16 protein-coding genes are annotated in these 18,809 nt (G+C 53.7%); 4 read left to right on the top strand and 12 right to left on the bottom strand.

Annotation, left to right across the window (positions count from 1 at the left end; all coding sequences use genetic code 11):
• Positions 1–199: 199 nt before the first annotated feature.
• The 8 genes from AC2FHX_RS17225 to AC2FHX_RS17190 form a co-directional block, all read right to left on the bottom strand.
• Complete coding sequence (locus tag AC2FHX_RS17225; RefSeq protein ID WP_496702804.1) at positions 200–1,564, bottom strand: aminotransferase; 1,365 nt, start codon at positions 1,562–1,564, stop codon at positions 200–202.
• Positions 1,557–3,119, bottom strand: coding sequence for a trimethylamine methyltransferase family protein (locus AC2FHX_RS17220; RefSeq protein WP_496702806.1), 1,563 nt, complete (start codon positions 3,117–3,119; stop codon positions 1,557–1,559). The genes AC2FHX_RS17225 and AC2FHX_RS17220 overlap by 8 nt, the downstream gene beginning before the upstream one ends.
• Positions 3,112–4,344 carry an aromatic ring-hydroxylating oxygenase subunit alpha gene (locus AC2FHX_RS17215; RefSeq protein WP_496702808.1) on the bottom strand — a complete coding sequence of 411 codons (1,233 nt, stop codon included), beginning with the start codon at positions 4,342–4,344 and terminating at the stop codon, positions 3,112–3,114. Before AC2FHX_RS17215 ends, AC2FHX_RS17220 begins: the two co-directional genes overlap by 8 nt.
• Positions 4,344–6,404, bottom strand: a complete 2,061-nt coding sequence (locus AC2FHX_RS17210) for an oxidoreductase (protein WP_496702995.1) — start codon at positions 6,402–6,404, stop codon at positions 4,344–4,346. Before AC2FHX_RS17210 ends, AC2FHX_RS17215 begins: the two co-directional genes overlap by 1 nt.
• A gap of 61 nt (positions 6,405–6,465) precedes the next feature.
• Positions 6,466–7,527, bottom strand: a complete 1,062-nt coding sequence (locus tag AC2FHX_RS17205; protein WP_281973932.1) for an extracellular solute-binding protein — start codon at positions 7,525–7,527, stop codon at positions 6,466–6,468.
• A 17-nt stretch (positions 7,528–7,544) separates the two neighbouring features.
• The gene (locus AC2FHX_RS17200) at positions 7,545–8,642 is read right to left on the bottom strand and encodes an ABC transporter ATP-binding protein (RefSeq protein ID WP_496692077.1); all 1,098 of its coding nucleotides are present in this window, start codon (positions 8,640–8,642) and stop codon (positions 7,545–7,547) included.
• On the bottom strand, positions 8,639–9,427 hold the full coding sequence (locus AC2FHX_RS17195; protein ID WP_496690593.1) for an ABC transporter permease: 789 nt from the start codon (positions 9,425–9,427) through the stop codon (positions 8,639–8,641). Before AC2FHX_RS17195 ends, AC2FHX_RS17200 begins: the two co-directional genes overlap by 4 nt.
• Complete coding sequence (locus tag AC2FHX_RS17190) at positions 9,424–10,293, bottom strand: ABC transporter permease (protein ID WP_496702811.1); 870 nt, start codon at positions 10,291–10,293, stop codon at positions 9,424–9,426. Before AC2FHX_RS17190 ends, AC2FHX_RS17195 begins: the two co-directional genes overlap by 4 nt.
• A 109-nt stretch (positions 10,294–10,402) precedes the next feature.
• On the opposite strand from AC2FHX_RS17190, the gene AC2FHX_RS17185 reads away from it, so the two are divergent.
• Together AC2FHX_RS17185 and AC2FHX_RS17180 are read left to right on the top strand one after the other, a co-directional pair.
• Positions 10,403–11,056: a TetR family transcriptional regulator C-terminal domain-containing protein gene (locus tag AC2FHX_RS17185; RefSeq protein WP_496692080.1), complete on the top strand. Its 654-nt coding sequence runs from the start codon at positions 10,403–10,405 to the stop codon at positions 11,054–11,056.
• 446 nt (positions 11,057–11,502) lie between these two features.
• Positions 11,503–12,453, top strand: a complete 951-nt coding sequence (locus AC2FHX_RS17180; RefSeq protein ID WP_496702813.1) for a proline racemase family protein — start codon at positions 11,503–11,505, stop codon at positions 12,451–12,453.
• 710 nt (positions 12,454–13,163) lie between these two features.
• Here the strand turns inward: AC2FHX_RS17180 and AC2FHX_RS17175 are convergent.
• The 4 genes from AC2FHX_RS17175 to AC2FHX_RS17160 form a co-directional block, all read right to left on the bottom strand.
• Positions 13,164–13,478, bottom strand: coding sequence for a monooxygenase (locus tag AC2FHX_RS17175; RefSeq protein ID WP_496702815.1), 315 nt, complete (start codon positions 13,476–13,478; stop codon positions 13,164–13,166).
• Between the two features lie 30 nt (positions 13,479–13,508).
• The gene (locus AC2FHX_RS17170) at positions 13,509–13,886 is read right to left on the bottom strand and encodes a hypothetical protein (RefSeq protein WP_496702817.1); all 378 of its coding nucleotides are present in this window, start codon (positions 13,884–13,886) and stop codon (positions 13,509–13,511) included.
• 11 nt (positions 13,887–13,897) lie between these two features.
• Positions 13,898–14,341, bottom strand: a complete 444-nt coding sequence (locus AC2FHX_RS17165; RefSeq protein ID WP_496702819.1) for a MarR family winged helix-turn-helix transcriptional regulator — start codon at positions 14,339–14,341, stop codon at positions 13,898–13,900.
• A gap of 168 nt (positions 14,342–14,509) precedes the next feature.
• Positions 14,510–14,968: an Lrp/AsnC family transcriptional regulator gene (locus AC2FHX_RS17160; RefSeq protein WP_281973936.1), complete on the bottom strand. Its 459-nt coding sequence runs from the start codon at positions 14,966–14,968 to the stop codon at positions 14,510–14,512.
• A 113-nt stretch (positions 14,969–15,081) separates the two neighbouring features.
• Here AC2FHX_RS17160 and AC2FHX_RS17155 point away from each other — a divergent pair, with 113 nt between their 5' ends.
• Positions 15,082–16,287, top strand: a complete 1,206-nt coding sequence (locus tag AC2FHX_RS17155) for a methionine gamma-lyase (protein ID WP_496702821.1) — start codon at positions 15,082–15,084, stop codon at positions 16,285–16,287.
• A gap of 11 nt (positions 16,288–16,298) precedes the next feature.
• Positions 16,299–18,674: a thiamine pyrophosphate-binding protein gene (locus tag AC2FHX_RS17150; RefSeq protein WP_496702823.1), complete on the top strand. Its 2,376-nt coding sequence runs from the start codon at positions 16,299–16,301 to the stop codon at positions 18,672–18,674.
• The last annotated feature ends 135 nt before the right edge of the window (positions 18,675–18,809 follow it).

Here is an 18,809-nt window from a genome sequence, read left to right as displayed (position 1 = left end):
GAAGCACCGTGGAAGCAAGCAGTACGAGAAAAACACTGTGACAGACCCGTAATAGATAATGCCAACCCGTAGGAAACCGTCGCTGTCAAAACCTTCTTCAAAACCGCCAAGGCCGAACGGTTTTGGCGGAGATCGTGGAGCATACGACAATACGCTGAAATGGCGGCCTCCGGGCTTTCGCAACAATAGCGCAAGCAATTCATTGGCCTCTAATCCCGCTGAGCCACGCACTTGTCGCTTCAAGCCCTTTTCGCAAGACAGCAAACATTTGCTCAATTTCACTTTCGCTAATGATTAGGGGCGGTGAAAGAACACACATGTTGATCACAGGTCGAACCAATAACCCACGTTTCTGGCATTCGATATCGATCTGGCTACCAATCTCGTAGTCGCACCCCAGATCGCTCTGGGGATCACCATCGACTGAGCACTGAACGCATCCCATCAACCCCATGCCGCGCACATCGGTAACGATGTCAATCTGACCCAACTGCTGTAGCTGATCCTGAAAAATCGGAGTGACCCTTCGAACGTGTTCGAGAAGCTTTTCCCGTTCAATAATTTCCATACTTTTCAGACCAGCGGCCGCGCTGACCGGGTGGCCAGAATAGGTGTAGCCATTTGAGAAGGTAGCATCTTTCCCTGCAACATCGGCGATCAATCTATCCGAGATAATCGCGGCGCCCATCGGTGCATACCCAGATGTCATTCCTTTGGCACAGGTGATTATGTCTGGCTGAATGCCAAAAACTGCCTCAGACGCGAACCAATGGCCCAATCGCCCGAAAGCCGTCACTACTTCGTCGGAAATGTATAGAACATCATACTTCCTGCAGATGTTTATGCAGCTTTCGTGATATCCCTTTGGCGGCACGATCACGCCGCCAGATGCCAGAACCGGTTCGGCGATAAACGCGGCAACATTTTCTGGGCCCAGCGTCACAATGGCGTTTTCCAGGTCCGAAACTTTCTCTTTCAGAAAGCTCTCTTCGCTTTGACCAGGCGCACGATAAAGCGGATTCACGTCTGGCAGGAAATGTGCGAGGTCATCCGCCTTGTCGAGCCAAAGTCTGTCACGCTCTTTTCCACTGATGCTGGCCGCCAGATAAGTGCTTCCATGATAAGCTTTTTGCCGTGAGATGATTTTCTTTTTCTTGGGGCGTCCCAAGAGGTTGTTGCGGAAATGGACAAACCGGATGGCCGTATCAACCGCAGTGGAACCGCCGGTGGTAAAAAAGACATTGTTCAAATCGCCCGGCGCACGTTTAGCGATTTCGCGCGCGAACCGCGCAGTAGTCGAGTTGGAATTGTTAAAGGGCGAGAAATAGGCAAGGTTCCGAGCTTGCTCAGCCATGGCCTCGGCCATCTCCGCGCGCCCATAACCGATCTGAGTGCACCACATGCCTCCCGGTCCGTCGATCAAGCGTTCGCCTTTTTCGTTCACCACATGGATGCCGCTGGCACCTTCGATAAAAGTGCGGTCGTTTTCGCCCAATGTTGCCATCCCTTCCCACGGGTGCAGGAAGTGATCGTTATCCCATTGCTTGACGTTAGAGTTATCCACGGCGGGCCATGCTTTCTGTGCTCATCACAATTGGGAATTCTTCGCGAACCTGAGCGTCTGAGGCGCCGAAGTAGTTGGGGAAATGGCTATCAAGAATGGAATTGGCCTTGTCACGGGCGCGGTCCAGAAGATCAGTTTTGCCTTCGTTTTCCCATGTGTCCGTGCGCTCACGATCCATGAGCCGTGGGTAGACGAATTCGCTGTTCATATAGCTCAGTGTGTGCGGGTTGCCGAGAAAATGACCAGGGTCGATGGCACACTGATGGATCACATCCACCGCCATGGTTTCATCCGTGATTTCAATCCCGCGCAACGATCGCAGGATCATACCGCCCGCTTCGTCATCGATGACCATGCTTTCAAAACTGCATCCCATCAGGCTACCGATCATACCCCCGAACTCGCACAAACGATTGGCACCGGCATGAGCGGCAAGCGTGAAGGTTAGTGCCTTTTCCAACCCGTATTGCGCGTCGGGTATCTTGGCATCGGTCATGCCTGCGCCGACAGAGGTTGGAAGGCCATAAAAGTTACCCATCTGAATGGCTGCGGCCCCGATCAGAGCCTGTTCGCCACTGCCGCCGGTGAACGACCCGCTGCGCAGGTCAGTGATGAAGGGCCAGGCGGCAAAGCAGACCGGACAACCTGGTGTGATGAGGTTTACGATGGCAACGCAGGCCAGCGTTTCGGCCACGGTTTGCACCAGCGTTCCCGCAAGTGTAGCGGGGGCTGTGGCCCCGGCCTGAGGAGGCACCGCCAAATCAACCGTCAGGCCTAGCTTGGCGGTATCAATCAGGATTTCCATGTTTTCCTTGCCGACCCGCAAGGGGGAAACCATGGGGCAGCCGCCAAATATGACGCTTGGCTTTTTCATGAAAGCACCTTCACCACCTTGAGCAAAATCAAACATGCGGATGGCATGCGGAATATGGCTGCGGTCGCGAAAGGTCAGACAGGCAGGTTTTTGGCTGCCTGCGAGCATGGCATAAATGGTGTTCATGTCGTGAGCGAAATCATCAGTCACATCGGTGGCCAAAACCGTGTCGCCCAGCATATGGATGTTGTCCAAACGGTCCACCAGACGGGTAAAATCATAGACATCGCGCAAGATCGACGGGCGATAAGATTTAGTTTCGGAATCGAAGGTGGTCACGGCGGTGCCGGAGTTGGCGAAATAGACGCTCTCCGCCGAGCAATGCATGTCGTCTTTGCCTTCACGCTCTCCGCGGGCATAGACGTAAAACTCCTTGGCAGCACCAGCCAGGATGTCTTCCATCAGTGCGCGGGGGAAGCACAGCCGATTTAGATCATTCATCACCGCGCCCTTGGGCAGCACCAGATCAAGTAATTCCGGGAAATGATCGGTAATGCCGGTTTTTTCCAGAACGGTCAGAGCCGCTTGATGGATGTTCTCCATATCTGTTGGGGTAAGCGGCTTATAGCGGCCGCCACTTAATCCCCCACGCACGGCCTCATTGCCCGTGGTCGCCTGTTGAACCTTTATGCGCGCGGCGCGCCCACCACCACCGCGACGGCGTGATTTTACCTCAGCCATTACCGGCCATCCTTTGTTCTGGTTCCGAGCGGATCATGGCAAAATAGAAATCGTAAAAATCCTGGATCGAGGTTTCCATTTCGCCCAAGGGCCCCGGTTGGAAGTATTGAGAATTAACGCCGGACTGGTTGTGCCGAATGATGCGTTCGTCATCCAAAGATGTGACATGCCAAAGCCAGGTCAGGTCTTCCTTATCGTAGTCCTGGCCTTCTTCGGCATCAGCGTTAACCAACCAGACCACCTGAATGTCGGTTTCTTGTAGACCACGTGGAATAAAGCGGTAGCCCACCAGGTGATCCGAATAGATCAGGAACCAATTCAATGGGCCAATATCAAAGTCAGTTGCGCCACCGTCGAAGCCTTTCAGCGTTCCAAGCAATGGCGCAAGTGCCTCACCCGATTTGCTGCCGGTTTTGTAACCTTGGTAAAGCGGGTAGCGCCGATAATACCCGCTGGTGAATGGGGTGGGCGCAGCCTCGCCAACAAGCGCCAATTCATCAGGTGCCAGCCCGACTTCTACAGCCCTTGCATTTAGCGGCTCGACCAAGCCAGCCATGTCTTGTGGCGATTTCAGGCTATGAGAGCGAGAGTATTCTTTGTGTGCTGGTCCGCAGTGGTAGCATTCAAGATAGTTCTCAACCGCCAGTTTCCAATTCGCTGGAACCGGAAAAGACGCCGTATGCGCCACTTTCAGATCGTCAAAGCCATAGGGTTCGACGAGTGGCGAAAGCTGGCTGAGGACAGGATCTAGCGATGGCGTGTTTGCATCGGCACACACAAAGATCAAGCCTTTAAAAACACTCACCTGAACGGGAAAGAGCCCGAATTTGGATGGGTCAAAGTGTTCCCCCATGTTATGGCCAGCACGAAGTTTCCCCGAAAGTTCATATGTCCAGGCGTGATACGGGCAAACAAGAACACGGGAGTTGCCAGACTGTTCAGTGCAGACGCGAGATCCACGATGGCGACAGACGTTCAAATGAGCGCGAACTTCGCCTTCGCGGTCGCGAACAATAATGATGCTCTCCGGGCCATAGTCGAACAGGAAATAGTCACCGGGTTTTGGAATTTGGCTGACATGCCCTGCCCAAAGCCAGTTGCGGTTCCAGACCTGGGCAATGTCATAGTCATAGATGTCTTGCGAGGTATAGAATCCGCGCGGCAGAGCGTGGCCGTGCTGGTGCGAGGCCATCAAAGCATCTAACCCAATCGGTCGGCTGTTCATCACGTTTCCTCCAAATCGACTATCTCGCGGCGAAACCAATCCTTGTCTGCTTCTGCCTTTGGGCGTTCAAAATCGCGGGCCGCACGGTGGCCTGCGAAGACAGCGTCGACGATCAGTCCTGGAGACGCGGCATCGCCTAAAAGTTCGAGGGTCTTCAACCCAACCCCGCGCAAGCTGTCGTAAAGCGCTGTCTCTCGCTGGCGCTCGGTAACCAGAACTGTCGAGGCACAGGGAATACTCGCTTCGCGATCGGTAAAGGCACATCCGATGCGGGCCATGTCACTTTCGACCGCGGTCAGCACCTGATTACAGCGAATGTCGATGCCAAGTTCGATCAGACGAGCCTGAATACGGGGCTGCTCCAAAGTATGTACGGCGTAAGCAGAGACCAAACTCTCCGGCGTGACAAAGACCACCGGATATCCGGCAGCTGCCAGTTTTTCTGCAATCACACCTGCCAAATAGATATGGTCATCATCATAGATCATCACCGGGCCATTCGGAGGCAATATGCCGTTCATGATATCATCAGGTGTCAGCACTCTGGCGCTTTGCTCGATATGAGGCATACGGCGCTGGGTGTTTCGCCCCATGCCATCCGTACGCCAACGGCTGCCGGTGGCGACAAAGACGTGTTCGACGCCAAGCTCTGCCACCTGATCGCCGTCAAGTCTGCTGTCGGTGAACAACTGAACGTTGCCGCGCTGTTTCAGATCATTCAGGCGATAATCGACGACGCGCGACCAGGCCGCTAGGCCGGGAAGCTTGCTTTCCTTTGCAACACGTCCACCAAATTCAGCTGAGGCTTCGGCCAAGGTCACCTGATATCCTCGCCGTGCGATTTGCATGGCACACTCAAGACCTGCGGGTCCGCCACCGATTACCAGTGCTTCCGCCTCGCTTTTTTTCGGTGCAATGATCTCGGGGTGCCAGCCGCGACGCCATTCCTCGCCCATGGTCGGGTTTTGGGTGCAGCGGATCGGAATACCCAGATTGTCCGAAGACACGCAGATGTTGCAGCCGATGCATTCGCGAATTTCGTCGACCCTGCCTTCTTCAATCTTATTCGGTATGAATGGGTCCGCAATAGAAGGTCGCGCCGCTCCGATAAGGTCGACAATACCTTTCTTGACCATCGACAGCATCATATCGGGGGAGGTCAGGCGACCGACACCTACCACGGGTTTCCGCGTGATTTGTTTGACGTGGGACAGAAACGCGTTCTGATAACCATCTTCCGGCTGGAATCTGGTTGTGGCACTGTCATTGGACCAGTCGGCCACATTCACATCCCATAGGTCAGGAAGATCGGCCAAAAGCTCGACCACGGCACGGCCTTCTTCTGCGGCCTGCATACCGTCGGCGCCCACCATCTCATCAATGGCAAAGCGGAACGCCACGGCACAGCTGTCGCCTACAGCTTCGTGGGTATCTACCAGCAATTCGCGCGTCAGGCGCACGCGATTTTCAAGCGAACCGCCATATTCATCACTACGCTGGTTCATATGCGGCAGCATGAAATGTTGCGCCAAAGTCATGTTGTGTCCGGCATAGACGTAAATGATGTCAAATCCGGCCTCTTTCGCGCGCAGGGCGGCCTCGCGATGCCAGCGGCGGAATTCCCGGATATCGGCCTTATCCATGGCCTGCGCCTGCTTGGGATGCGTCATATCAACGGACATCTCGGACGGAGCAAGAACCGGAGCGCGGGTCAGCAGGTTTTGCGCATGATTGCCATTATGTACCAGCTGGATGGCCGCCAGCGCACCATGTGCATGTACTGCATCTGTCATCAGCCGCAACGCAGGTACATCGCGTCCATCCCACAATCGCCCCTCGGCATAGGGGGACAAGTCCGAGGTCGGGTGTATCTCGGTCTCCTGATTGGAAACCACTGCCCAACCACCTTCAGCCTTCATTCCGCGGACGGCAGCATCCGCCCGTGGCCTGAGGTGTCCCAGTCCGGTGCAATGCGGCACCTGATAAAAGCGGTTTCTGGCTGTGACAGGCCCGATCTGAACCGGTTCGAAGAGCAGAGCGTATGGGTTCGCGTCCGACATAATCACGCGTTTTTCCTATATTTGGGTTCCGGAGCCCGAAGGCCCCGGAAATATGGTTGTGTTAGAATCCGGCTTTGATCCGTTCAAATTCTGCCAGCATTTTTGCCTCCAACTCGGGGTTCACCGCGTCAAAGAACAAACTGCTTTCGAAGAAGCTTTTCGGATCGGCAAAACCATAGGCTTCGATATTGGCTTGATCGGCAACTTCGAAGGCTTTTGCGTTGGAATGTGGGTAACCCCAGTTGTCGATGATGTATTGGCCGCTTGCAGGATCAGTGAGCGCGTTCAACAGATCATAGACCTGATCGACCGGTGTCGTGGAAGACTTCAGATGCACGTAGCCACACGCCCAAGTCGCGATACCTTTGTCGACGTCACGCATCATGGCGGCAGGCACTTCGTTCCAGATCAGGTTCAGTTCGGACTGGTTCCAGGCCCAACCCATTTCGATCTCACCGCTGGTCATGGCCTGATCAAACTGACCCGCATCGGACCAGTAAAAGCGCATGTTTGGGTGGATTGAGCGCAGGAAATCCGATGCTTCTTTGAACTGCTCATCGCTCAGATTTGTGTAATCATCAGCGTTTCCAGTGGCCAGCGCAGCCAGGGCATATGCAGACGACGCCGCATCCGGGATCGCGATCTTACCTGCATAGGCCGGGTCAGCCAGCAATTGCAGCGAGATATCATCCCCCGAGATTTTGTCGGTACGATAGATAAGACCCGTGTTCCCCCACTCGAACGGCAACATGTAAAGCTGGCCGTCCAGGACGATGGCGTCGACTTCCTTAATCTCAGGTAAAACATCGGCCCAATTGGTCAGCTTGCTTTCATCGAGCGGCTGGATCAGATCGGCTGCGACCCATTTCCGGACCGCGTCAGAACAAGGATGCGCCAGATCAGCCGTGAAACCCGAACTCAGTTTCGTAAAGGCTTCCTCCTGACTTCCGAAATAGGAATAGCTTGGCGCCTCATCCCCGTATTTTTCCATGTAGCTGGCAAAGAACCCGGGGTCTTCATATCCCGACCAGTCAAAAACCGTTAGATCAGCGCCACCTGCTATGGCACTTCCCGTACTTATCGCCGTCGCACATGCGAAGGCCGCAATTCCCTGAACTCTCATTTTATCCTCCCACTATTTTACTTTGTGTCTGTACCTAGATCGATCACGCTTGCCCCCTGAAGCCCCAGCCAAACTGCGTCGCCGCGTTTGAAATCTACCGTGTGAAAGTAGTTGGGAACCGAGACCGAGATTGGCTTTTCGGCTCCCGCAACCTGAATGTGATAGTGAATGTTCTCGCCATAGAAGGCGACGTTGCTGACAGTGCCTTGAACCGTTGATGGATAGTCTTCTGGCTTTTCAGCAGCGATTTCCAATTGTTCCGGGCGAATACCGATGTTCATGTCTTTAGAACTGGTCGCAACGTTGGGATTTCTCTCAATCTCAATCCGCCCGAAGGCGGCTGCATCGATCGACAACATATTGCCGGTTTCGCCTGATAATTGGGCAGGCAGTATGTTCATCTCACCGATGAAACTGGCCACTTGCTGATCACAAGGACGGGCGTAAAGCGTGGTTGGTGTATCCACCTGCTTGAGTCGTCCATTGAACATCACGCCAATACGATCGGACATGGTCATCGCCTCATATTGGTCGTGTGTGACCATCACAAAGGTAATGCCAAGGGATTGCTGCAGGTTGCGCATTTCAAACTGCATCTGTTCGCGCAACTTCTTGTCGAGTGCTGACAAGGGCTCGTCCAGCAACAATACTTTGGGTCGCATGATCAGCGCGCGGGCAAGCGCCACCCTTTGCCGCTGCCCACCCGACAATTCACTTGCGCCGCGATCCTGAAGACCGCCCAGCTCGACCATTTCCAGGGCCTCGGCTACGCGCTGTTCGATCTCGGCCTTGGGCGCCTTGCCCCGCAAGCCATAGGCCACGTTGTTCCCGACGTTCAGGTGCGGGAAGATGGCGTAGCTCTGAAATACCATATTCGTTGGACGGTTGTTGGCAGGCACACCTTCCATATCCTGACCGTCGATCAGCACGGTACCCTCGGTCGGTTCCTGGAAGCCCGCGATCATCCGCAATACCGTAGTCTTGCCGCATCCCGAGGGGCCGAGGAGTGAGAAAAACTCGCCCTCTTTGAGATCGAGATCGATCCCGCTGGCCGCCAGGAATGTGCCATAGCGCTTTTCGACGCCCCTGAGTTCTATGATGTTTCTGTCTGTCATCTGACCTCTGATGCGGATGAGCGGCGGCGGAAGTACTCGGCCAGCACCAAAAGCAGAACCGAGGTGAGCAGCAGGATAGAGCCCAAGGCCAAAACGTTTGGAAGCTTGGCGGGGAAACGGATCTGGCTCCAGATATAGACCGGCAGGGTTGGCTGGTTGCCTGACAGGAAAAAGGCCAGGACGAACTCATCGAAGCTGACCGTAAAAGTGACCAGCATGCTGGCTACGATACCGGGGGAAACGACCGGCAGCGTCACGCGACGAAAGGTTTCGAACACGCCGACGCCCAGATCGTAAGATGCCTCTTCCAGCGACGCGTCGAAGTCATCGAACGCGGACTTCAAGATCGAGACGGAAAATGGCAGCGCAAGAAACGTATGGCCCAGAACAACGGTCAGCAAAGACGGCTTGAGACCGAGAAACAGAAACAGGACCAGCATTGACGAGGCCACGATAATGCCAGGTATGACCAAAGGCAGCATCACCAAACCTTCAGCAGCACGCTGACCCCGAAAACGGTATCGAACAAAGGCGCGGGCAGCGAACAGCCCCATAGCAGTGGATAGAAGTGCGACGACCGTGCCGACGCCAAGTGAATTCCAAAGGGCCTGGATCAAAGTATCCTGCTCACCCAGCTTCCGATACCAGTCCAGCGTCCAGCCCTTGATCGGAAATGCAACGATTGTACCGCTGTTGAACGAGAACAACGGTAGGAAAAGAACCGGCAGGTATAGAAACACCAAATACAGGAAAGCATAGGCTGTCAGGGTCGAGGGGCGCTTCATCTGATCCTCCTCCCAAGCCGGGTAGCGGTAATGACAAACACGATGGCGACGAAGCCGACCGACAGCATCGCGATCAGCGAAAGTGTGGCGCCGAGAGGCCAGTTGTTAGCGGCCCCGAATTGCACCTGAATAAGATTGGCAATCATCTTCCCGTCCGATCCGCCGACCAGCGCTGGGGTCACGTAGTCACCGACAGTCGGAATGAAGATGATCAGGCAAGCCGCAATGATCCCTGGGATGGTCAACGGCAGTGTCACCCGCATGAAGCGTTGCAAAGGACTGTTACCGAGGTCTGTGGCGGCCTCTAACAGGCTTGGATCGATCTTCTGCAACGAGACATAGATTGGCAGGATCGCAAAAGGTGCCCAGGCATGAGCAAGCGTCAGCACGACGGCGAATTCATTATAGAGCAAGAAGTCGAGCGGTTCGTCGATCAGACCAAGCATCAATAGTGCAGAATTCATCACCCCGTTGAACCCAAGGATGAGTTTCCAGGCAAATACGCGCAGGAGGTAGCTGGACCAGAACGGAATGGTGATGAGCAGAAGCCAGATGGTCTTTTTCCGGGCCTTCATCGCGATGAAGTACGCGATGGGATAGGCCAGTGCGACAGTGACTACCGTAACTGCTCCGGCAATCCAGATCGACCTTAGCATTAAATGTCGAACCAGCGGATCGGCAAACGCGTCGCTATAGTTTTTCAGCGTCGGTGTCTTGTCGAGCGTTACGTAGGTTTGGGTCCAGAACGAATAGGCGATCAGGATCACCAAAGGCGCCGCCACCAGAAACCCCACGTATGCCGTGGCTGGTGCGCTGAGGGTATAACCCCGGGACGCTTCGCTACGAAAAATCACCCTATCTCCCATCTCGGTACTTACGAGTCTCTAATGGACGATCGTCCATTTAATGTTGCGCCAGAAAGGCCTTTCGTGTCAATCTTCCTGTGAGCCACCCATATGAGAAGACCCTAAGCTGATGGAATCATTGAATAGAGTGACAGAGCCTAAAGGAAGAAAACGTAGCTCGAAGCGCGATCCAGAAGCCAACAGGCAGCTTCTGATCAAGGCGACACTGGATACTATTGCTGATATTGGAGTCACCGATACCTCGGTCAGTCGCATCTGCGAGCGCTCAGGTCTGTCGCGCGGAATGATCCATTTGCATTTCGGGGGGAAGGACAATTTGCTGACCGCAGCGGCCCAGCATTTCAGTACCGAGTATTATGCCGAGATGGACAGAATGACCGATCTGGGCTCGGATGCATCGCCCGAAGAGCGAGTGATGGCTGTGATCGAGGCGGATCTGTCCGAAGCTTTGCTCAATCCACGAAGTACGAAAATCTGGCATGCATTCCGAGGCATCGCGAGCTCACACCCTGGTATTGCCCGATACAGCAGCACTCAGGATCCCAAACTTGTCGAGACTTTGCGGCGTGCGTTCACGGAGATAGCTCAACAAAACGGACATGATCCTAACTTGGTGAATGATGCCACTAGCGGAACGTTGGCCTTACTGGAAGGTATGTGGGTAAATTACCTTACCGATATGCAGGTTTTTTCGCGACGACGCTCTGCTGAACTTATTCGAAGATTTTTAGGCGGACTTTTTCCAGGAAAATTCAAGTTGTGAGCCTTCACGGCGCTCAGGTTTGAGATGGAAACAATGCCTCTTCCTGGAAAGCAACTACTGGTATTGGTGAGGCCTCTAGCGTCCAAGTAGCATCCATCTAGCTATTGAAAAATCTCGACGTCCGCTGTGCGCTATTAGCGGACTTTCACAATTAAACTTTGTAGTCCGAGATGCGCAACAAAGTGAGGTTTCGCAGCATTATTGACGTCGTGGTGTGGCTACGCACCCGTTGGTCCAATCTTCAAGCCGGTCGGGAATAGCAACGACTGACTTCGTTTGGCGCTTGCGATAAATCTCGACATACATGCCTCCAGCCTTTGCCGAAAAGCATACATCATCCAGAGTTTTCACACAGATTCAGTCCAATACACCATCAGCTGAAAGCAAGCATGGATGTTTGCAGCCAGAAGCTACAAGGTAGCACACGATATCCAGGACGCCGAACAATGCCTAATAAACACCAGGGACAAACGGAGGCGATAGATGTAGATCTCGCTGGAGATATTCTTCGAGTGGCGGTTTCTGGTCTTCCTAAACTAGTTTCTAGGAACGCGGCTAGCGCCTTGCTGGAGCTTCGTTCGGATCATGAACAGTTTCGGGGTTTTTTGAACCTCCCACCAAATGGAAACCACCTCATCAACTCTTGCCTACTCTATCCACCCTTTGAGCAAGGTACCGATGGGGCACTTTTTCTAGCCTCTCAGTTTGCATACGCACCATATGCCGGAACCGCACTCATGGCTGCAGCCACCATAATTGCGAGCGCGAAGCGTCAAGCATTAGCCAAAGATCAACAAGTTGTTGCTTTGGAAACAGCAAATGGTGTCATGGAAGTACAAGTAACCCGAACAGGTAGCGTTATGACACATGCCAAGTGGTTTACTGTCAAGCCCAAGCTATTGATTAATAATCAAATATTGAATCTTCCTCTAAGTGGAAACATTCCAGTTTCTCTAGTCGATGCCGGGTTGCCGTATTTGGTTGTCGATGCAGACTATCTAGGTATTTCGCTTAGTGAGCGCCAAAAATTGACCAACGCTGCAATTGAGTTAAGCGGGGCGGCTAGTAAACAATACCCGATGTCTAATTTTGGCATTGGCGGCAGCTACGGTAAATACTTGGTCATGTTCAGTTCGAAATCAGGGAAGAACCATATTAAAACTGTCTGGGCCTCTGAAAAGGGAGAACTGGCAAATTCGGCTGGGGGGACAGGCGCATTGTCTGTTGTGGTGGCGTGCGAGGGCAACGGGTCACTATCTCCCGGCAGGTCCGTGACAATCGAAGCACCGGGCGGGATTTTTGAATGCCAAGTTGTCGGTCAATTCGCCACTGTATCAGCAGAAGTTAGGATCGTTGCAAGGCATAGCTTTCCTTCTTTTTACTACGCTAATCCGTAAGGCAGCTTTTTAAATTGGGTGTTTGGGTGCAGAACCCTAACAAACCGAGCAACTGAATTCCATTCTGCCAGAACCCGTTGTGGCGCCTTAATTGCAACCCAGTGCCTGGTAGGGCCACTGAAAGCTTCGGACATTGCCGACGAGAGTATTGGGCCGACCCCCGACGAATATTCGGAAAGGCCTTCTGCGGGCAAGTTTTTCGCCCATCTTCACTAAAATCTGGGTTTTTTAGCTCAATCAGCCCAAATCGGACATTGGTCGTGGCAGTAAAGAACGACAGGAGTACACTAAAGGCACCAAAATCAGCGTGCTTTCTTGATCTTTATTTTGTCAAGCTTCGCTCTGCTCTTGGTCGATTCCTCAGAGCGCGTGAGAGCTTTGGCAATGGCCTTCAAGCCCATCCCCTTTGACACCAGTAGGTGCAATTTTTGAATTTCCTCTTGTGTCCAAGCTTGACGGTGACGCTCAAATCGTTCTGCCATGGTTTTCGTCTACCTTATCAATGTGTCTGATCTGTCATAAAGCATGGTGGTCGTGTTGACGCCAGCTCAAGCAAAATCACGAGTATCTTAGTGAAGCAGCGGTGATACCAAACGCTACAAATGACAGACCCAGCCCAAAGCGGACAATCAAGACCAAACTTTGCAATTCCGGATAGCGGACCGAACCGGACATCAACGTTTAGCGTGCCAATGTCCGGTCATTGCTCGTCAGCCTTCAAGTGGGGCTCTGTTGATGCGACTGACCTCTTCCATAATGTCGAAAACATGGTCGGCGGTCACTGTGACCCCTATCGCTTCCAGGCGCTTCAGATGCATACTTTTATAGCTTTCCAGGTATTCGCGGTTCCGAAACAGGTATGTGGACCCATAGTGATTGGTTCCATCTTCGACAGTCCAAATCTTCCAGATTATTCCTGGCTCCTCCGCGATACTCTTTGCAAGTTGCTCGGTGCCGGCGAGAAATTCTTCTGTGATCGGACCTTCATAGGTCATATGCAGATCCCAGACTTTCAGTGTACTCATGTTTAGTTTCCTTTGTGAGTTTGGGAAAGTTCAGCGGTTTTTCCCGAGTTGGTAGAAGCATAGGACCGCAAGCAAGGCGAAGAAGATGGGGTCAGACCAGCCAAACCCGGTGAAAACTCCTGTCAGGCAGGCGTAAAGCGTGATGATGACGCCAAGTAGATTGGTCCACATCAATCCTGTGAGAATGGCGATTGCAGCTTCACTGCCATGTTCAACGTCCCGAAACAGAAAGCTGATGATCCCGATGCCGCCCAGAAATATCGAGTTATGCTGTGACAGGAACACAGCGTATTGGTCGTTTAATTGCAGGCCGTAATTTGGCCAGAGGATGGCCGGGGCAAAGAACAGCGCGAGCGCGAACAACATGTAAATCACGCCATGCGCGGTCAGGAGTGTTTTGTTAGGCATGTTACGACTTTCTAAGGTTGAGGCAGTTTTTTTCGGAGTTGGTTGAGTGTCTTGATCGTCTGGCGTTTGTCCTGCACGCTGAGATCACCAAAAATCTGTTCCAGAGCTTGATTGTGGAGTGGCAGGAATTCGGCCACTTTTTGGCGCCCGGCTGCGGTCAATAACAGAACGCGCGCCCGTCTGTCGGTTTCATCGACACTCTTTTCCACCCATCCGGCTTGAACCAGGTTTTTGACAACCACATCCAGGTTGCCGGATGTAGACAGTGTCAGCCGCATCAGATCGTTGATTGACAGCGGACCCTTGTTGCTAAGTGTTTCCAGCGCGTCCCATTGTGGCGCTGTAAGGCCCGCCGAACGAAACGCTGACACCATAGCGCGCATGAACAATTGCTGACTGCGTAGCAGGGCCAGCACCAGGGCTTGGTTTTCTCGGGCTTGATTTTTATGTCTCATGCTGTGCATATATCCCTAGTTAGGGATAAATTCAAGCACTCTCCATAGAATGACCTAATCCACTCATTCGCTCGATGTGCAGCATTTGTTGGAATGACGCATAAAGCGAGCTTTCGCTGCATCTGCGCTAATGTCCGCAATCATTTCATCTCAGTTCATCAAGCAACGTTACTCTGTCACTGGAAATACATTTGTCTTCTTGACAACTCCGTAGACAAAGCTGCTGTCCATGGAGGCAATACCTCCAAGAGGATGCAGCTTTCTGCGAACGAATTTTTCGTAATCTGAAAGATCAGCCACGACCACACGAAGCAGGTAATCCGATGAGCCGGTCATAACGAAACACTCCAGTACCTGGTCAATCCGCGCAATGGCTGCTTCGAATTTCTTTACAGTCGCTTCAGTATGGCTTTCCAGTTTGACGTGAACGAATACCGTTACCGGCAACCCGTAGGCCTCGGCGTCTATGTTGGCGCTATAGCCGGTGATGATTCCATTTTGCTCGAGCAGCTTCAGCCGCCTCAGACAGGGCGAAGGTGACAAGTTCACCTCTGCTGCCAGGTCTTGATTCGTCATTCGGCCATTGCGCTGCAACGCTCGAATGATCTGTTGGTCTTTACGGTCTATTTTTTTCATAGATTAGCATATACTGCTACAAACGAGGTAGTATAAGACATTTTTGGAATATTTTGCCACTCGTGTCGTCATACTCTGCTTCTTGAAAACCAAGGAGTCACCCAATGCGCAACCGCCCCGACAGCTTCTCCACTCTTGCCATTCACCATGGCTATAACCCGATGGAAAACGAAGGCGCGTTGACGCCTCCGCTGCATCTGACCTCGACATTCGCTTTCGAAACCGCGGAAGCAGGCGGTGCGATGTTCGCGGGCGAGCAGGCAGGGCATGTTTATTCGCGCATCTCGAACCCGACTTGCGATTTGCTGGAGCAACGCATCGCGGTGCTTGAGGGGGCAGAGGCAGGATTGGCCCTGGCCTCGGGGATGGGGGCGATCACCGCAACGATCTGGACTCTTCTTGCCCCGGGGGATGAGGTCATTCTCGACAAGACGCTCTATGGCTGCACATTTTCCTTCATGCGGCACGGGCTGGCAAAATTCGGTGTGACAGTGACCCATGTGGATCTGACGGAGCCGGAAAACCTGACAGCGGCGATCAGCGGAAAAACCAAGGTGGTCTATTTTGAAACACCCGCCAATCCGAATATGCGCCTTGTAAATATCCAGTCTGTATCAGCCATTGCCCATGCCAACGGCGCCTACGTGGTGGTGGATAATACCTATGCCACGCCCTATCTGACCCAGCCAATCAAACATGGCGCAGATATCGTTCTGCACTCGGCGACGAAATATCTAGGCGGTCACGGAGATGTTGTTGCAGGGTTGCTGGCCGGATCGGCCGAGCTGGTGACTGAAATCCGCCTCTATGGGATGAAAGATATGACCGGCGCGGTCATGGCCCCGTTTAACGCGATGCTCATACTGCGCGGCCTCAAGACACTGGAATTGCGCATGGATCGGCATTGCAGCAGCGCTGCGACCATCGCCGAATATCTGGAGCAATCCGCCGGTGTGCGAAAGGTCTGGTATCCGGGACTGAGCAGTTTCGAGCAGCATGATGTCGCGCAGCGGCAGATGTCCAAATTCGGCGGCATGATTGCATTTGAACTGGATGGCGGGCTGGAAGCAGGGCGCGCGATGATGAACAGACTGCAAATGATCACCCGCGCCGTATCATTGGGAGATGCTGAAACACTGGTGCAGCACCCGGCCAGCATGACCCATTCGACCTATACGCCTGAAGAACGCGCTGCACACGGCATCAGCGATGGGCTGGTGCGATTGTCCATTGGCCTGGAGGGGATCGACGACGTGATCCACGATCTCGAACAAGCCTTGCCAAGACCCCCTGTCCGCAGCGCAGCTTAAGGAAATTGACCATGTCCATTGATCTCAAAACAATTGAACAACGTTTGCTGTGGCTGTCCCACTGGATGATCCACCATGCGAACCACATTCGGCCCAAAGCTGACGGGATCAAGGTTGGCGGGCATCAGGCGTCTTCGGCGTCGATGGTATCGATCATGACCGCGTTATTTTTTCAGACCCTGCGTCCGGAAGATCGCGTAGCAGTCAAACCGCATGCCTCGCCGGTCTTTCACGCGATTCAGTATCTGATGGGCAACCAGACCCGTGAGAAGTTGGAGAACTTTCGCGGATTTGGCGGCGCGCAAAGCTATCCTTCCCGCACGAAAGATATCGATGACGTGGATTTTTCGACCGGGTCGGTGGGTCTTGGCGTTGCTATCACCTCGTTTGCGTCACTTGTGCAGGATTATGTACAGGCCAAATCCTGGGGCGATACGCAAAAGCTTGGACGCATGATCGCATTGGTTGGCGATGCTGAGCTGGACGAAGGCAATATCTATGAGGCCCTGCAAGAGGGAAGGAAGAACGATCTGCGTAATTGCTGGTGGATCATTGATTATAACCGCCAGTCATTGGACGGCGTCGTGCGTGAAGGACTGTTCCAACGGATTGAGCAAATCTTCGACGCCTTCGGATGGGACGTTGTGCGGGTTAAATACGGCGCTTTGCAACGCGCTGCGTTTAAAGAGCCGGGCGGAGAGAAGCTGCGTCAATGGATTGATCAGTGCCCCAACCAGCTCTACTCGGCACTGACTTTCATGGGGGGCGCGGTGTGGCGCGAGCGACTGATGGAAACCCTCGGCGATCAAGGCGACGTAAGCGCGTTGCTTGATGCGCGCAGCGATGACGAACTGGCCGCTCTGATGGAAAATCTGGGTGGGAACTGCGTCACCACCATGGCAGATACCTTCGCCGCAATAGATCACGCCCGCCCGGTCTGTTTCCTTGCCTATACGATCAAGGGTTGGGGGACGCCGATTGCTGGCCATAAGGACAACCATGGTGGGTTGATGAACAAAACCCAGATGGCAAAATGGCAGAAATTCATGGGAGTTGCTGAGGGTGATGAATGGGAGCGCTTTGCCACCATCGCAGACCCGGCAGCGTTTGAAGAAATGCTGGCAAAGACGCCCTTCTTCGCCAGCGGGCCGCGCCGATACTCAGATGACGTTATCGACGTCCCCTCAGTTGAGTTGGATCCGGGTCGTGAAATCTCGACTCAAATGGCATTCGGCAAGATTCTGGATGACCTGTCCAAAGGCAACAGCGCGCTGGCCGAGCGGATCGTGACGACCTCTCCGGATGTGACCGGCACAACCAATCTTGGCCCTTGGGTCAATCGCAGGAAACTGTTTGCGCGCACCCATCAATCCGACACTTTCAAGGCTGAAAATATCCCCTCCACCGCGAAGTGGGAGTTTACACCAGATGGTCAGCATATCGAACTTGGCATTGCTGAAATGAACCTGTTTTTGCTTCTGGCGGCGGCAGGGCTTTCGCACTCGGTTTTTGGCAAAAGGCTTATTCCCATTGGAACGGTCTATGATCCTTTTGTGTCCCGTGGCTTGGATGCGTTGAATTACGCCTGTTATCAGGATGCCCGTTTCATGATCGTGGGCACGCCCTCTGGCGTCACTTTGGCGCCGGAAGGCGGGGCGCATCAATCAATCGCTTCGCCGCTGATTGGCATGTCGCAAGACGGGTTGGCCGCATTTGAGCCCGCCTTTGCGGATGAATTGGCGGTCATCATGGAATGGGCCTTTGCCTATATGCAAAAAGATGGCGAGGGAGATCCCGATGAACGCACGTGGTTGCGCGACGAGACCGGCGGTTCGGTCTATTTACGTCTGACGACCAACCCGATTGAGCAGCCCGGTAAACGCGTGGATGACGATTTCCGTCAGGGGGCCATCGACGGTGCCTATTGGCTACGCAAACCGGGACCGAACTGCGAAGTTGTCATTGCTTATCAGGGCGCGGTTGCCCAGGAGGCCATCAGGGCAGCGGGCCATATCGCCCAGAGGCGGCGGGATGTTGGCGTTCTGGCAGTGACCTCTGCCGACCGGTTGAACGCCGGCTGGACTGCAGCGCAACGGGCGCGCACAAATGGCATTCGGGGCGCTGAGGCACATATCGAAACGCTGCTGGCAGATGTGCCGCGCGACTGCGCATTGATCACAGTGATCGACGGACACCCGGCAACTTTGTCCTGGTTGGGTGCTGTTCATGGCCACAAAACGATTCCGCACGGTGTGGAGCATTTCGGCCAAACCGGGTCTATTGCGGATTTGTACCGTCATTTCCGCATTGACGCCAACGCGTTGATCCAATCAGCTGGCGAATTGTCCCATGGTCGTAAAATCCCTCCGATTGTGGCTATAGCATAGCAGCAGCAGACATTGGTTCACGTTGCTGCGTCTCTAACTATGGGCTCTCCTGTCGCCACTCTCTGCGGAGCACTTCAACTGGTGGTAAGAGCCCATTTTGCCAATTTTTCTGCAACGCGGCGTAAGTCAGCTTCC

Source organism: Ruegeria sp. CDSC042 (assembly GCF_059610745.1).
Note: the sequence above shows the minus strand (reverse complement) of the source record. Positions and strands in the feature narration are given on the sequence as shown.

Excerpts from the sequence above, each read along its gene's own strand:
- AC2FHX_RS17220 (WP_496702806.1), bottom strand. The coding sequence starts at position 3,119 with ATGGCTGAGGTAAAATCACGCCGTCGCGGTGGTGGTGGGCGCGCCGCG.
- AC2FHX_RS17215 (WP_496702808.1), bottom strand. The coding sequence starts at position 4,344 with ATGAACAGCCGACCGATTGGGTTAGATGCTTTGATGGCCTCGCACCAG.
- AC2FHX_RS17210 (WP_496702995.1), bottom strand. The coding sequence starts at position 6,404 with ATGTCGGACGCGAACCCATACGCTCTGCTCTTCGAACCGGTTCAGATC.
- AC2FHX_RS17205 (WP_281973932.1), bottom strand. The coding sequence starts at position 7,527 with ATGAGAGTTCAGGGAATTGCGGCCTTCGCATGTGCGACGGCGATAAGT.
- AC2FHX_RS17200 (WP_496692077.1), bottom strand. The coding sequence starts at position 8,642 with ATGACAGACAGAAACATCATAGAACTCAGGGGCGTCGAAAAGCGCTAT.
- AC2FHX_RS17195 (WP_496690593.1), bottom strand. The coding sequence starts at position 9,427 with ATGAAGCGCCCCTCGACCCTGACAGCCTATGCTTTCCTGTATTTGGTG.
- AC2FHX_RS17190 (WP_496702811.1), bottom strand. The coding sequence starts at position 10,293 with ATGGGAGATAGGGTGATTTTTCGTAGCGAAGCGTCCCGGGGTTATACC.
- AC2FHX_RS17185 (WP_496692080.1), top strand. The coding sequence starts at position 10,403 with ATGGAATCATTGAATAGAGTGACAGAGCCTAAAGGAAGAAAACGTAGC.
- AC2FHX_RS17180 (WP_496702813.1), top strand. The coding sequence starts at position 11,503 with ATGCCTAATAAACACCAGGGACAAACGGAGGCGATAGATGTAGATCTC.
- AC2FHX_RS17175 (WP_496702815.1), bottom strand. The coding sequence starts at position 13,478 with ATGAGTACACTGAAAGTCTGGGATCTGCATATGACCTATGAAGGTCCG.
- AC2FHX_RS17170 (WP_496702817.1), bottom strand. The coding sequence starts at position 13,886 with ATGCCTAACAAAACACTCCTGACCGCGCATGGCGTGATTTACATGTTG.
- AC2FHX_RS17165 (WP_496702819.1), bottom strand. The coding sequence starts at position 14,341 with ATGAGACATAAAAATCAAGCCCGAGAAAACCAAGCCCTGGTGCTGGCC.
- AC2FHX_RS17155 (WP_496702821.1), top strand. The coding sequence starts at position 15,082 with ATGCGCAACCGCCCCGACAGCTTCTCCACTCTTGCCATTCACCATGGC.
- AC2FHX_RS17150 (WP_496702823.1), top strand. The coding sequence starts at position 16,299 with ATGTCCATTGATCTCAAAACAATTGAACAACGTTTGCTGTGGCTGTCC.